General features: G+C 51.2%; 12 protein-coding genes. 5 read left to right on the top strand and 7 right to left on the bottom strand.

The window, feature by feature from the left end; genetic code table 11:
- Positions 1–56 precede the first annotated feature (56 nt).
- The gene (locus SCU88_RS24245) at positions 57–1,133 is read right to left on the bottom strand and encodes a FliC/FljB family flagellin (protein ID WP_138094896.1); all 1,077 of its coding nucleotides are present in this window, start codon (positions 1,131–1,133) and stop codon (positions 57–59) included.
- A 408-nt stretch (positions 1,134–1,541) separates the two neighbouring features.
- On the opposite strand from SCU88_RS24245, the gene fliD reads away from it, so the two are divergent.
- Genes fliD through SCU88_RS24230 form a run of 3 tightly spaced genes read left to right on the top strand, consistent with a single transcriptional unit; the run spans position 1,542 to position 3,810 of the window.
- Entirely contained in the window at positions 1,542–2,990 is a 1,449-nt protein-coding gene (fliD, locus tag SCU88_RS24240; RefSeq protein ID WP_175340137.1) for a flagellar filament capping protein FliD, read from the top strand.
- A 60-nt stretch (positions 2,991–3,050) separates the two neighbouring features.
- On the top strand, positions 3,051–3,437 hold the full coding sequence (gene fliS / locus SCU88_RS24235; RefSeq protein ID WP_138094894.1) for a flagellar export chaperone FliS: 387 nt from the start codon (positions 3,051–3,053) through the stop codon (positions 3,435–3,437).
- A gap of 13 nt (positions 3,438–3,450) precedes the next feature.
- Positions 3,451–3,810 carry a flagellar protein FliT gene (locus SCU88_RS24230; RefSeq protein ID WP_138094893.1) on the top strand — a complete coding sequence of 120 codons (360 nt, stop codon included), beginning with the start codon at positions 3,451–3,453 and terminating at the stop codon, positions 3,808–3,810.
- An 83-nt stretch (positions 3,811–3,893) separates the two neighbouring features.
- Here the strand turns inward: SCU88_RS24230 and SCU88_RS24225 are convergent, their stop codons facing one another.
- Both SCU88_RS24225 and SCU88_RS24220 read right to left on the bottom strand, forming a co-directional pair.
- Entirely contained in the window at positions 3,894–4,970 is a 1,077-nt protein-coding gene (locus tag SCU88_RS24225) for a tartrate dehydrogenase (RefSeq protein WP_175340136.1), read from the bottom strand.
- 16 nt (positions 4,971–4,986) lie between these two features.
- The gene (locus SCU88_RS24220; protein ID WP_138094891.1) at positions 4,987–6,303 is read right to left on the bottom strand and encodes an MFS transporter; all 1,317 of its coding nucleotides are present in this window, start codon (positions 6,301–6,303) and stop codon (positions 4,987–4,989) included.
- A gap of 70 nt (positions 6,304–6,373) precedes the next feature.
- On the opposite strand from SCU88_RS24220, the gene SCU88_RS24215 reads away from it, so the two are divergent.
- A complete protein-coding gene (locus SCU88_RS24215; RefSeq protein ID WP_431810071.1) occupies positions 6,374–7,345 on the top strand; it encodes a LysR family transcriptional regulator in 972 nt (323 codons plus the stop codon).
- A 56-nt stretch (positions 7,346–7,401) separates the two neighbouring features.
- On the opposite strand, the gene SCU88_RS24210 is transcribed toward SCU88_RS24215, so the two are convergent.
- Positions 7,402–7,566, bottom strand: coding sequence for a hypothetical protein (locus SCU88_RS24210; protein ID WP_175340135.1), 165 nt, complete (start codon positions 7,564–7,566; stop codon positions 7,402–7,404).
- A gap of 157 nt (positions 7,567–7,723) precedes the next feature.
- On the opposite strand from SCU88_RS24210, the gene SCU88_RS24205 reads away from it, so the two are divergent.
- Positions 7,724–8,914: an MFS transporter gene (locus SCU88_RS24205; RefSeq protein WP_175340224.1), complete on the top strand. Its 1,191-nt coding sequence runs from the start codon at positions 7,724–7,726 to the stop codon at positions 8,912–8,914.
- 646 nt (positions 8,915–9,560) lie between these two features.
- Here the strand turns inward: SCU88_RS24205 and SCU88_RS24200 are convergent.
- From SCU88_RS24200 to SCU88_RS24190, 3 genes are all read right to left on the bottom strand, one after another.
- Complete coding sequence (locus SCU88_RS24200) at positions 9,561–12,572, bottom strand: autotransporter outer membrane beta-barrel domain-containing protein (protein ID WP_175340134.1); 3,012 nt, start codon at positions 12,570–12,572, stop codon at positions 9,561–9,563.
- A gap of 117 nt (positions 12,573–12,689) precedes the next feature.
- Complete coding sequence (locus tag SCU88_RS24195) at positions 12,690–13,169, bottom strand: hypothetical protein (RefSeq protein ID WP_175340133.1); 480 nt, start codon at positions 13,167–13,169, stop codon at positions 12,690–12,692.
- Positions 13,166–14,041, bottom strand: coding sequence for a winged helix-turn-helix domain-containing protein (locus tag SCU88_RS24190; protein ID WP_175340132.1), 876 nt, complete (start codon positions 14,039–14,041; stop codon positions 13,166–13,168). Before SCU88_RS24190 ends, SCU88_RS24195 begins: the two co-directional genes overlap by 4 nt.
- Positions 14,042–14,369: the final 328 nt, after the last annotated feature.

The following is a 14,369-nucleotide window of genomic DNA, read 5'->3' as shown; positions in this document are numbered from 1 at the left end:
AAACGCCCCTCCTATAGAGGAAGGGGCGTCTTATCCGTTGTTCTGCTTAAGTCGAATTAACGCAGCAGAGACAGGACGTTCTGCGGAACCTGGTTGGCCTGAGCCAGAACCGTGGTGCCCGCCTGCTGCAGGATCTGCGCGCGGCTCATGTTAGACACTTCGGTCGCGTAGTCAGCGTCCAGGATACGAGAGCGGGAAGCAGACAGGTTGTTAACCGTGCTGTCCAGGTTGTTGATAACAGAGTCAAAACGGTTCTGTACCGCACCCAGACCGGAGCGCAGATCGTCAACCTGAGCGATAGCGGCATCGATGTCAGCCAGCGGGGAAGAGGCAGCATCGATTTTTGCGATGGTAGTCGTATCCGTCATCGCGGCTGAGTCCAGCTCGCTCGGATCGCCTGCGTTAGTGCCCGCTTTTGCTGTCAGTGTAAAGTAGGTCTTGGCGCCATCAGCCGCTTCTTTAATACCATAGACAACGTCGTCGCCACTGTCATTTTTCATGGATACCACGCCGCCATTGTAGGTGGTCATATCCGTAGCAGTCAGCTTATAAGACTCACTACCTGTAGTGATGCTAGAACCTTCTTTCAGCTTGGTGGCAACGTTGTTTACGTTAAAGCCATCCATACCCAGGGTGGTGGCATCCATCTTGTTCAGGTTGATTTCGATGGTCTGGCCATCGTTAGAACCTACCTGAATGCTCAGAGTCTGATCTTTGCTCAGTACCTTCACGCCGTTGAACTCGGTCTGCTCGGAGATACGGTTAATTTCAGACAGACGCTGGTCGATTTCGTCCTGGATGGACTTACGGTCAGAGCCGGAGTTGGTGGCGTTCTGCGCCTGTACGGTCAGACGGCGGATGTTCTGCAGGTTGTCGTTGATTTCGTTCAGCGCGCCTTCGGTGGTCTGAGCGATGGAGATACCGTCGTTGGCGTTACGGGAAGCCTGGGACAGACCGTTGATGTTGGCGGTGAAGCGGTTAGAGATTGCCTGACCAGCGGCATCGTCCTTGGCGCTGTTGATACGCAGACCGGAAGACAGACGCTCGATCGCGGTACCCAGCGCACCCTGTGAGCGGTTCATGTTGTTCTGAGCGGTCAGAGACAGAGTATTAGTATTGATAACCTGTGCCATGATTCATTCCTTTTTTGCTTGCTGTGCTGTTACAGCCGTTCGTGTCGTTTGCGGTTTCCCGCTTGCACTACAGTTATCGGTGAGGTTTTTTTTTACTTTAAAGAAATTTTTCAGTTAGCGGAAAAACAAATCAACTATTTGATTTTTAGCTATTTTGTTTTTCTCATTTAGCTTTCCGGTCTCTGAGTTGCCGGATTGTCAGGCGTTTTTTCCTTCTTTATTTATCTGTCTGTTTTACCGTTCCTGGAGCGTGCGAAGAAAAATCTTAAGCCGAAATATAGCGACGGTTTTACCGCCTTCTCTCGCCATTGACCCTGGCGAAAAGGATTAAACTTTTGCTCGCGACAGGCCGATAGGTATGGCTGAAGAACAGAAGATTTCTACAGCACAGGAAAAGGGCAAAACGTTATGGCAACCATTAGTGGACTTGGAGTTGGTACGGGGGGATTAGATACTGCCGCCCTGTTGACTCAGATCGCTGCGGCGGAGCAGACGCGCTTAACGCCTTATACCAATCGGCAAAGCAGCTTCCAGGCCAAAATTTCCGCCTGGGGGCAGATTACAGACGCAATGAAAACGCTGCAGACCACCACGAAGCAGTTGAGCGGCGATGCGTTTAATACTCAGAAACTGAGCTCCAACGAAGCCTTTACCGCCACGGCTAGCGCTGGCGCGCTGTCCGGCACCCATAAGGTGGTGGTGACTCAACTGGCGTCCTCCCACTCGCTGGCGACGGATGGCAGCAAGGTCAGCGATGCCGACGAACGCCTGGGTACTAACGGCAGCGGTAACCGCACTCTGGTGATTGCCCATAAAAATGGCGAAGAGATGCGGATCGACCTGGCGGACGATGAAACTTCCCTTAACCAGATCGCCAAAAAGATTAACCAGGCCGAAGGAGACGTTAAAGCCAGCGTGGTGCGTAGCGATGAGGGCTACCAGCTGATCCTGACCTCGAAAACCTCCGGCGAAGAGGGGCAGATGAGCGTTCGGGTTGAGGGGGACAATAAGCTGGGTGAAGTGCTGAGTTACGATCCAGCGCTTGGCAAAAACAATAATATGAGCGAAGTCGGGGAAGCCCGCGACGCCAGGCTGGAAGTGAACGGCATTAAGTATACCCGCCCGAGCAATAACATTACCGATATTATCGATAATGTGACCCTGACGCTGAATAAAGTTTCCAAGGATGGTGATGGCGAGCAGTTGATTCTGACCAAAGATACCAGCGTTGCCAAAACCGCCATCCAGGACTTCGTTAAGAACTACAATGCGCTACTGACCCAGACCTCCAGCGCCAGTAAATGGGTCGCGAACGATACTTCCGGCCTGCAGGATGGTGAAGTTGCCACCCCAAATAGCCAGAACGGCGCCCTGATGGGCGATTCGACGCTGCGCGGTATGGTGGATGAGATTCGCGGTATATCCAACGGCATCTATGGCGATTCGGATGCCGATATTCGGGCGCTGGCGGATCTGGGTATCAAGATCGATGCTGCTACCGGCCAGATGACGCTGGATGAAACCAAGCTGGATAAAGCCCTGGCGGACAACCCCGACCAGGTAGAGAAGATGTTTGTGGGTACCAGCAGTAATCCCGGGCTGGCCGTGCAGCTGGGCGAGGTGATCACTACCTACGCCGGGGATGAAGAGAAAAAAATCGAAGGCACCATCAAGCAGACCAAAGATGGTCTTGATGAGCAGCTCAAACTGGTGAAAACGCAGATTGATAAGACCCAGAAACTGATTGATGCTCAGGTTGAACGCTACCGTAAGCAGTTCCAGAACCTGGACTCCATTATGACGCAGATAACCGGAACCAGTAATTCAATGGCCGCGATGCTGATGCAGTACTCATGATGAAAGTAAAAAATAGTGATGGCGCCCGCGCGGCGCTTAACTCAGGGAAGGAGATGAAATATGTACGGTAGCCAGGGCGTTAAAGCCTATGCACAGGTCGATCTGCAGAGTCGGGTTCAGTCTGCCAGCCCGCATCAGCTGATTTCGATGCTGTTTGATGGCGCCCACAACGCGCTGGTTCGCGCCCGTATCCTGATGGAAAAGGGCGATGTATCGGCCCGGGGGGCGGCGATAACTAAAGCCATTAACATCATTGATAACGGGCTGCGTGCGTCACTCGATCATGAGAAAGGGGGCGAAATATCGCTCGATCTGGAGCAGCTTTATGATTACATGACGCGGACGCTGATGCGGGCCAACCTGGATAACAATATTGATACTTTACAACACGTCGATGAGCTCTTAATGAGTATTTCGGACGCGTGGAAACAAATAGCGCCGAACTAAAGGTTGAAACTGAATGGCTAATTCTGCACCTATGGCTAATATGGCCCTTTCTGCTCAGAAATATCAGCTTGCCCTACAGTTAAGTGATGACATGCTGACTAAGGCAAAGCAGGGTAACTGGGATGACTTTATTGAACTAAACACCCACTACATCTCTGCCGTGCAAAATCTGCTGGGGGAAAAAGGAGGGCTGGCGTTTGATGATGAAGAGCAGGCTTTCAGCTCGCTGACTTGCTTGTTGAATAACGAGAAAGAGATTCGTCAGCTGTTGCAGGCGCGTCTGGATGCGCTGAGCGGTAAGATTGATAATATTCGCCAGAACCAGAAGTGCAGTAACGCCTATTCCAGCCAGATGTTTTCTCCGTACCGTTAACCCTTTCTCCACACCGGGAGGCCCGTTATTAACGTGAGTCGTTGAAGCCGCACCTGTCAGGGGGCGGCTTCTGTATTATGCCGTCAGGATTCCTGCCAGCCCAGAATGGCCTTCACCACGGCCTGGGTTACTTCACGAGTGGTGGCCTTACCGCCGACATCGGGCGTCATAATCCCAGCCGCACAGACCTGTTCCACCGCCGCCATTAACACGGTTGCCGCTTCCTGTTCGCCTAAATGTTCCAGCATCTGAGCCGCTGTCCAGAAACTGGCGACCGGATTGGCGATGCCTTTGCCGGTAATATCAAAGGCTGAGCCGTGGATAGGTTCGAACATGGAAGGGAACCGGCGTTCAGGGTCGATATTCGCCGTTGGCGCGACCCCCAGGCTTCCGGCCAGCGCCCCCGCAAGGTCAGAGAGGATATCGGCGTGCAGGTTGGTCGCCACAATGGTATCCAGAGATTCCGGGTGCAGCGTCATACGTACCGTCATGGCGTCCACCAGCATTTTATCCCAACTGACGTCCGGAAAATCCTGCGCGACTTCAGCCGCGATTTCGTCCCACATCACCATGCCGTGGCGCTGCGCGTTAGACTTGGTGACCACGGTCAGCAGCTTGCGGGGGCGCGACTGCGCAAGCTGAAAGGCGTAGCGCATAATGCGGGTAACGCCGGTGCGGGTGAAAATCGCGACTTCGGTACCTACCTCTTCCGGCAGTCCTTTATGGGCCCGGCCGCCGTGGCCTGAGTATTCCCCCTCAGAATTCTCGCGCACAATAACCCAGTCCAGCATGCCTGGGACGGCTTTGCGCAGCGGTGACTGAATACCGGGCAGGATACGGGTTGGCCGCACGTTAGCGTACTGGTCGAAACCCTGGCAGATCGGCAAACGTAAGCCCCAGAGCGTGGTATGGTCCGGGACATCCGGCGCTCCTACGGCACCAAAATAGATAGCGTCAAAATCTTTCAACTGCGCCAGTCCGTCTTCCGGCATCATTACGCCATGCGCTTTGTAATAATCTGAACCCCATTCGAAGGTCTGCACGCTGAATTCAATATTGCCCTGGCGCTGAGCCAGCGCCTGCAAAACGTCAATGCCTGCGGAAATCACTTCCGGGCCGATACCGTCGGCAGGAATAGCGGCTATAGCATATTTCTTCATGATATTTCCTTAATAATTAATGTATTTTGGGGTGTGTGATAGCGCTGTCCCGCGAGGTTGGTTTCCTGTGCGACATGGATGACAGAGCAAATACGGTTAAAGAGGAGAGCACCAGCAGCCCGGCGACAAACCAGAGCCCCCAACTGAAACTGCCGGTGTGCTGCTTAATCAGGCCAATCATAAACGGACCAATAAACCCGCCAAGATTGCCGATGGAGTTGATGGTGGCGATGCCTGCGGCCGCAGCCGGGCCGGAAAGGAACAGCGTCGGCATGCTCCATAAGGGCGGTTTCGAGGCGCTGATACCGCAGTTGACCAGCGTCAGCGCCAGGATCACTGTCACCACAGTCCCTGCCGTACCGGCAAACAACAAACCGCAGGCGGCCAGCAGGCAGGCGGCAATCACATGCCACGAGCGTTCGTTGGTTTTATCCGAATGACGCGCCCACAGCACCATGGCCAGCACGGAAACAACGGCGGGAATGGCGTTAAGCAGGCCAATAGTCATGGAAGAGAGGCCCAGTGTTTTAATGATCTGCGGCGACCAGATTCCCAGGGTGTAGAGCCCGGCAGAGGTGCCGAAATAGACCAGCGCCAGCGCGAGTACTCGTTTATCAAGCAGCCCACTCCAGATGCTGTGTTGAGCCGAAGCTGGTTTGCGGGCCTGCTCCGCCGCAAGAGTTGAGATGAGCCATGCACGTTCATCTTCTTTCAGCCAGCGGGCTTTTTCAGGTCGATCGGTCAGCCAGAACAGCACGACTATGCCCAGTATGATTGCGGGAATGGCTTCCAGAACAAACATCCACTGCCAGCCCGCGAACCCCAGAAAACCGTGCATTTCCAGCAGCGCTGCCGAAATGGGGGAGCCCAGGGCGGTAGAGATTGGCGCCGCCGCCATAAAAATGGCGGTCACCTGGGCACGTTTTTGTGCGGGAAACCAGTAACTTAAATAGAGAATAATGCCCGGGAAAAAACCAGCTTCCGCCACGCCCAGCAGGAAGCGCAGGGTATAAAAACTGGTGGTGCCCTGAACGAAGGCCATGGCGCCTGAAACCAGCCCCCAGGTAATCATGACCCGGGCTATCCAGATGCGGGCTCCGACTTTATGCAGAATAAGGTTAGAGGGAACTTCGAACAGGAAATAACCCAGAAAAAAGATCCCCGCGCCCAGACCAAATACGGTAGGTGAAAAGCCCAGATCCTCATTCATGGTCAGCGCCGCAAAACCAATATTGACACGATCGAGAAAAGCGATGAAATACAAAATCATGATGAAGGGCACGATGCGTAAGGTTATTTTTCGCATCACCCTTTTTTCGAGTTCGCAGGTCATGTGAGGTTATCCTCTGTCATTATTTTGTAGGGTAAGCAGCAGGCTGCTCATTCCAGTATGCAGAGTTTTGTTGCATGATCATGCGCATGGGTTTATACAAAAAAATCATATAATCGCGTTGGGAGCTATTATGGACCTTCATCAGTTGCGCTGTTTTCTTGCTGTCGCACAGACGCTGCATTTTGGTCAGGCCGCGCAACGTATGGATATGCTGCCTTCCGCGCTGGGAAGGCATATTCGCCTGTTAGAAGAGTCACTTGGGACCCGATTATTTACCCGTTCTACCCGGCGGGTGGCGTTGACGGATAGTGGTCTTTTGTTGCGTGAAGAGGCCAGAAAGCTACTGGCTCATGCGGATGCATTAATGTTGCAGTTTCGTCAAAAGTCACATCATTCATATCCGCTTTTACGGGTGGGGGCTATCGATAGTGCGGCCATTGGTTTATTGCCTCAGTTAATCCAGCTCTTTAAAATAAAATATCCGGAGGTTGAGGTTCAGATATATGAAGATAAAACAGTGAACCTGCTCCCAAAAATTTTAAATGGCCGACTGGACATTGCCTTTATCAGACCCCCCGAAATGATGTCTGCGGAAATCGCTCACCACTTTCTTTGTTTTGAACCGGGGCTGGTGGCAGTGCCACAGCATCATTCTCTGGCTGCTCAGGGGAGTATTGAGATTCGCCAGCTGGAAAATATGCCGATGATTGTGCCGGAGCGGCGCTCACGACCTCATAGCCATGATATGACCATGAACCTGTTCCATGAGGCAGGGATTGAGGCATCAATTTCACAGGTTGCTAATGAGAAGCAAACCATCATTAATCTGGTGGCGGCGGGAATGGGGCTGGCGATAGTGCCGTTATGGATAAGCCGTTTTGCGGTGAATGGCGTGAAGTTTCTGCCCATCGCATCGGCGTCGGCGCTGGCGGGGCTACCGCTATCGGTGGTATGGCTTAAAGACAGAGAAGATGATATCCGGCAAAGCATGCTACAGGTGATTGAAGATCATGCGGAGCTTTATGGCGACATTAGCCAGTAATGGCATGATGCAATGGCTTCCATGCAACGGTCAGGAGAGTAGCTGATATCTGACGATTAACGCTTTTTTCCCTCTTTGAGTTGCTCTGCTTTCGATTGCATGATGTTGAAAATCGGACGATATTCCGCTTTGGCTAATCGTTTATCGGTGATGGGCTTTTCACTGAACCGGACAGGCCAGTCGCAGAGAATATTTGCGATGAATTCCAGCAGTTCCCTCATTTTCCCTCTATGTATCGTGCGTCGGCATGGAGTGTAACGCATTTTAGCGGGGGGGCGAAATCAAGCGTCGCGGCGCCGGTTGCCGCTTATCTCAGGGGGTTGCGCTTTTGGTCGCGCTGAATATTACATCATTGACTAAGGGGAACAGGTGAACGGACTGGATACTGAATTTTCTGTCGCGCAACAGAACCGTAATATCGTTCGGCTGGCGGCGGCCCAGGCGCTGGCCGGGGCGAACTCGGTGGTCTTTTATGTGACAGGCGCTATTGTGGGGAACGCCATTGCGCCGGACAGTTCGCTGGCGACACTGCCCATCACGATCTTCGTGCTGGGTATGGCGGCCTCTATTTTGCCCTTAGGCGCGCTGGCCAGACGCCGTGGCCGCCAGGCGGCATTCCAGGCGGGAACCGGAATGGGCGTTCTGACCGGGCTGCTGGCTTCAACTGCCGTCATCGCCAGCTCTTTTCTGCTGTTTTGCCTGGCGGCGTTTCTGGGCGGCGCCTATGCCGCCGTTGCGCTATCGTTCCGTTTTGCGGCTACGGATGGCGTGGCCAAAGAGCGCCAGCCGCGGGCGCTTTCTCTGGTGATGGGGGGCGGTGTAGCGGCAGGCGTTATCGGTCCGATGCTGGTGACGGCAACCATGGATCTCTGGCCCGCTCATACCTTCGCCGTCACTTTTCTGGCTCAGGGTGCCGTGGCGGCGATTTCCTCGCTGATACTGGCGGGGGTGAAAACGCCGGAATTGGTGGGCGGCCCTGCGACAGGCGGACGGCCGCTGGGGGAGATTGTCCGTCAGTCGGGTTTTGCCCGTATCGTTTTTGGCGGTGCTGTCGCCTATATGGTGATGAATTTTCTGATGACGGCGGCGCCGCTGTCGATGCATAAGCATGGTCTTTCGCAGCAGGTGTCGAACCTGGGGATTCAGTGGCACGTGATTGCCATGTACGGGCCCGCTTTTTTCACGGGCAGGTTGATTAACCGCTTTAGCGCTAACCGGGTGGGCATCGCCGGTCTGGTGATTACCGGGCTGTCGATCGCGGTAGGGCTGGCGGGGACCGAAGTAGCACACTACTGGCTGTCGTTGATCTTGTTGGGTCTTGGCTGGAATCTGGGATTCACCGGCGCATCGGCCAGCATTATCGACTATCACCGCCCGGAAGAGAAAACGCGGGTCCAGTCGCTGAATGACTTTATTGTGTTCGGCGTGATGATGGTGGGGTCGTTTTCTTCGGGAGCGTTACTGAATCAGTTTGGCTGGAATGCTGTACTGTGGGGCGCGCTGGCGCCTGTCGTGCTCGCGCTTATCGCCTTAGCGAGCCGGGAAAGGAGGGATTGGCGAACATTATAAACATATTCTGGTTAAGGTCGTTTTTCACGACAGTTAAGTATCTCTTCGCTTTTATCGCTGGCTAGTGGCGTCGACGAACCGGGCAGTCGGTTGGTGTTCAGAGATGACCAGGGTTTGGTTAACTTCAGGAAGGTTCGGGTGATCACAGGAGTCACATATGTGAATTAACTATTTGATATATGGTAAATTTAATTGAGAAATAATATGCCCCCAAAAGTACCCCCAGAGATATTAGCTTAACGGTTTTTGGTTGAAAAACTAGCAAGTTAGGGGAGGACAACATTACTCAATATTTGGATAGGCTCACTATACCATTTGCTATATCGCTGACGCTAATCTGATCTCTTCCCTTTGTTCGTCACCGGTGTATAACGAGTTGCTGTCCAGATGAACGGTAGGGAATCGTTCAATGGAGTCCGTTTCATATTCCCAGTGTGTAGCGGCGAGGGGGCGCTCAGGCAAGCCGAAATAGGCCAGTACGTAAGCGCCAGGACAAAGCCCTACGGTTTCTGCGCCACACTGTTGATTTTAATGGTTTTTATCGTGTGGGCTTTAACAGATATTCCGGGCGTGTTTGCGTTGCTCACTGGCGGAACTTAAACACGCAACATGCCAGTAAAATACCCGCCTGTCGGCGGGTAAAATATCAAAAGCTGTATCGATAACCAAGATTAACCGAACGCTGGTTGAACTGATTCCCTGTCGAACTATCCACATCCAGATATAGCGTGTGCTGTTGCGTAAACTGCGCGCTGACACCCAGACCATTGTTCCACCAACCACCACGGAAACTGTGATCTTCGGATGAATCGTTAAGCTTATAGCCTGCATTACCTTTAAATTCACGTAGATAACCTGTTTTCAGATAAAGGTTGATCGACGTGTCGGCATGGTTGAGCTCATAACCTGCCAGAATACTTGCCCGACCAATGACGGATTCATAGCTGCTCAACCCGATGCGCAATCCGTTACTGGCGTGTAAATGCGAAGCGTTCTGATGACTCCAGATTAACTGAGCCTGCGGCTCCAGATAGAAACCGTTCTGCGACGTATCACCCAGTGAGAATTTACGTCCCCCCTCCAGCGAAAAACTGACGCCACCCGAGTTGCCCTGGCCATCCACGATCGCGCCTTGCGAATCAACAACGTTAAAGTCATTTTTCAGATGACTGTATTTCAGCACTGCGTCGCTATAAAACCCATTTGCCGCCATCCAGGAACCGTAAATACCCACGCTGTGGGATTTCACGGTGCCGTCGCCGCTGCGGTAGTCAGGGCTTCCGTGGGTCATACCCATAAAGACGCCCGTATACAGCGGGATATTCTCAAAAAAGCGTTTATCGGCGCCAAACTGGGTTCCGCTATAGTTGAGTGTAAACCGGCTGAGCTTGCCGCCAGCGAAATGATCGAAACGACCAGCGTAGCCACGTATCCACATATTGCCACCACCGCCACTCTGGCGTAGATCCCCCATGCGCTGCATGAGTGTCTGGGTCTCCGCGAAGTTAAGCAGGTATCCCACATTCAGGAAATTAGCACCGGCGTCCGCTGAAGTGGTGATAACTGGCTCAGCCGGCTTTGGTGGGGGAACGACATTATTATCGCCATCTCCGCCTGGTGTATCAGGATTTGGTGAGGGGGGATTTTGGTTGTCGCCATTGCTGCCATTGTCGCCATTGCTGCCATTGCTGCCATTGCTGCCATTGCTGCCATTGTCGCCATTGTCGCCATTGTCGCCATTGTCGCCATTGTCGGGGGGAAGGGGAGACTCTGCTGCATAAAGCTCCCAGTGGGTGTCCTGTTTACGCAGATCGTAGAGATATCCTCCCAGTTCAACTTTATGCGTACTGGTGAAGACGGCGGCACCGTCTGGTGTTTCTACCACGGTTAATACCTCATTCCCTGTGGTCGCGGCGCTTCCCTGATTGGTAAAGTCCAACTGGTGATTACCGGCACTGGTACCGGTTACAATTATTTTATCGCCGCGGTTGTTCAGGCCACCACCTTCACCCGCGATATCCGTCTTCATAAAAAACTGACCGCTGCCGCTAAGGTTGGCCACTGTGAGTGTGCGCCCCGGAGTGGATCCCGATAAATATACCTGGCTATCGGTCAGGTTAAGGGTGTTTACGCTGGAGTTTCCCGTCATATTCCAGCGGCTGCCGGCCATCGTAACATCCAGTACGCCGCTTTGCTCTTTCCCCTGGAACCCTGCCCCCGTCCATTCGGAACCTGAACGCATATTCATATTGATAGCGCCGCTATTGGCGTTAACGCCGCCAGTGATAGTCATCACGCCGTCAGCGCGAATACTACCGGAACCGGCACCATAGTTTTCATCGCTATCAACCATCATAGCGGTGTCGTCCGGACTTGCCATCGCGATAGAAACAGCGTTAGTCAACGAGACCTCACCGCCGGAGACCGCGTAGATCCCCCTGTTGCCCGTTTCGGCCTGGAGGCTCAAATTATCCCCCTGAATCTGCCCGTTTGCGACGGCCCATAGCCCGTAACCAGGTTTTTGGGGATCGTGCTGGCCCTGTGCAAAAATTCGGGTATAGGCAAGGTTGAGCCTTGCGCCTGATTGCGCAGAAGCGACGGCGCCTGCTTGTGAAGTCAGGGTGTTCTGGTTATTGCTGGAACCGTTAAAGTTGATTAGAGTTTCTGCTCCCGATCCGACTAGCGCGGTGCCGCCTGCGGAAAAGAGCTGGCTACCAGCGCCAATGTCGACGAGGGCGCCATAACCAGCCTCCAGTGCGTTGGCTCCGGTACCGCGAGTATTAATGGTCAGGGCGTCAGCCTGTAGGTGCTGCCGATCGCCTACGGCCCAAATTCCCGTCGCATTAGCGCCGCTGGTTGTAATGGAAGAACCGCTGCCTAAATTGACCTCTGAGTTTGACTGGATGTTTAGGCCATAGGCATTAGCGCCAGCAGTATGAATATTAAGGTGGGAAGCGGCCAGCGTCGCCGGACCCTCTTCGGCGTCTCCGTTCGCACCAAAAATATAGATCCCCACGCCGTTATTTCCGGTGGTAGTGATGGAGCTGTGCTCACCTAAATCAACCTGGGTGCCCTGACCATCAATATGGAGCCCTTCTGTGTTATTACCATCAGCCACCAGGATAAGACTGTCCGCCGTTAGCCGGGAAGCTCCCTTGATATAGATAGCTGAAGCCTGAATGGGATCACCCTGGTCAACGGTATTAATTCGACTATTGGAGCCTAAATCAATCTGGACGTTACCGCCATTTACCGTGATACCTTCGGAAAAAGTACCGCTACTATTTACCGTCAGGCGATCTGCCGTCAGGGAACTATTATCGCCGTTCATAATAATACCGCGAGACCAAAGCGTTTCCTGATTGCTGTTGATAGTGACATCACTACCCAGGTTGTAGACCCCGCCAGCACTATTATTCAACACTCCATAGCCGGTTCCTTCCCGGTCAATGGCTGTTGCTGTAATGGTATCGCCGTCATTTATTATAAATCCCGGCTGTGAAAAATGAGAATCATTAAGGCTGCCCAGTGCCGCACTATTGGCAAAGGACGTGAAAGTTAGCATTCCGGTAAAAAGAAATATGTGTTCGATTCGCCATTTTTTGATGGTAACGAATATACAGTGAGTTGAAGGTTTATGAGTACGCCACAATATCATTGTTCTACTCCTTGAGAAGATGATATGGTCAAATTGCAGAGTTTCACATGCTTTTCCCGTAGTCATGTGATTTTTCCTTTTTTATCTTATTAAAGCGTTTTAAGTGATCGAGTTAGGTCATTCGCTAGTAAGAGTATTTTTGCAGATGTAGATAGGGACTGGATCGATAAAGAACAAGTAATTACTTTCACTGTTTTTAAGTATTTTTAATACCATGCTTTTATCTTTTTTTGTGAAAAAAGAAGGCATCCTTTTTTCCAGAGTGTCAGTATTCACGCGGTCATCTGGAAAGATGATGCTTTCTGTAGTTTTCAGGTAGTAGTCACTACCATCTTTGTGGTAATTAAAAATGATTTTGCGATTTAATGTATACATCCTGCCGTCGTTTTCCTGCAAGTTGCCCATCAGATTGATGGTGCCTCGCCGTTCTCCAAAATCATAGCCGATGGATAAATTTATCGATGCATTATCGTTATGTTGTATATAGTTGGCCGTGCAGGAAAGACTATCATGGACTTTTTTCACTTGCATTGAGATATAGATTAGTATAGTTAATGCAACAAGAAAAAAGATTATGGCTGGAGCATTTCTTATCATTTATCCGTTCCTTCTATAAAATATTCAGAGATACATTTGTTTCCTGTACCAATTTCGGTATCGCAACGAATAACAGAAGCTCTTGGTAGTATTTTGTACAGGCTGATATAAAGATAAGGATGTTTAACGCAGTCCTGAGAGAATCGCTTTGCCCATTGGATGACTTCCTCTTTACTGACTGAACTTCCAGATATAGTGTCATAATAGATCTTACAATATCCTATATCACCAATTTTCGTATATTCGTAATCCTGAATATTAACACTGTCATTAAACTGGGTAGCGCCCAATGCTGCCAGAATAATCAAGATGACTCCCGCTGCATAAAGTATATTACGTACATTATTGCGGGGCTCGGGCATGGACAAATTGCTAACGGGCGGATCTACTTCTGTTTGTGGTCGAGGTGCAAAGCTTTCTTCGCTGCTGATGTTAATATCAACGAATTGCAACAAAATATCGTCTTTCCTTTCCGGCTGCTGAGTGGTATACAACTCCTCTTCCTGCTGAAAAAGTGTGGGTGTTGTAGACTCCCGGTAGTCTATAGTGACACTCGCGGATAGTGTGACGCCTACGCGGGGAACAGTAATAACAACATCTTCACTGATACCAACGCTTTTAAATCCTCTACGTAATATAGAGATATTTTGATAATAGGTATTGGGTGTGACGTGCGATCCACTTTTGTGCCAGACTTCATTCATCATTTCTTGCTGTCCGACAACGGTTCCCTTCCTTTTTATCAGCAGCAACAGACAACGGCTTGCTGGCGAGTTCAATTCGATATGGCTTGTCGAATCCTCCAGCGACCTTAATGTACCAGTGGCGGGATGAAATTCAACCCTACTGTTTAAGATGTAGTAGCTATGCATTTACTCAAGTCCATTGTTTGGGCAGTTCTATCTAGGTGACGCCATTATAGGTAAATCGCATCTAAAGTAAATTCTTATCAAATAGTGAGATTCTATTTTGGATGTGTGAAAATAAAAATGAGGATCTTATTTTATATCAATGAATTGTATCGATATTTTCACGCGTCAATGTAACTATGTGGTCTTATTAAAACACATGAAATCGCCACTGTCGTTTAGATGTGCCTTATTATTTTCCTTTAATAATAATGAGATATGACTTGCTCCATTGGCCAGGAAGGTACATTTCCGTCATTTAAGAAAAAAAAATATGAAATAAAAATAAATC

Origin of the sequence: Jejuibacter sp. L23 (genome assembly GCF_050815825.1) — a bacterium.
In the GTDB taxonomy this organism is placed as follows: Bacteria; Pseudomonadota; Gammaproteobacteria; order Enterobacterales; family Enterobacteriaceae; genus Jejubacter; species Jejubacter calystegiae.
Note: the sequence above shows the minus strand (reverse complement) of the source record. Positions and strands in the feature narration are given on the sequence as shown.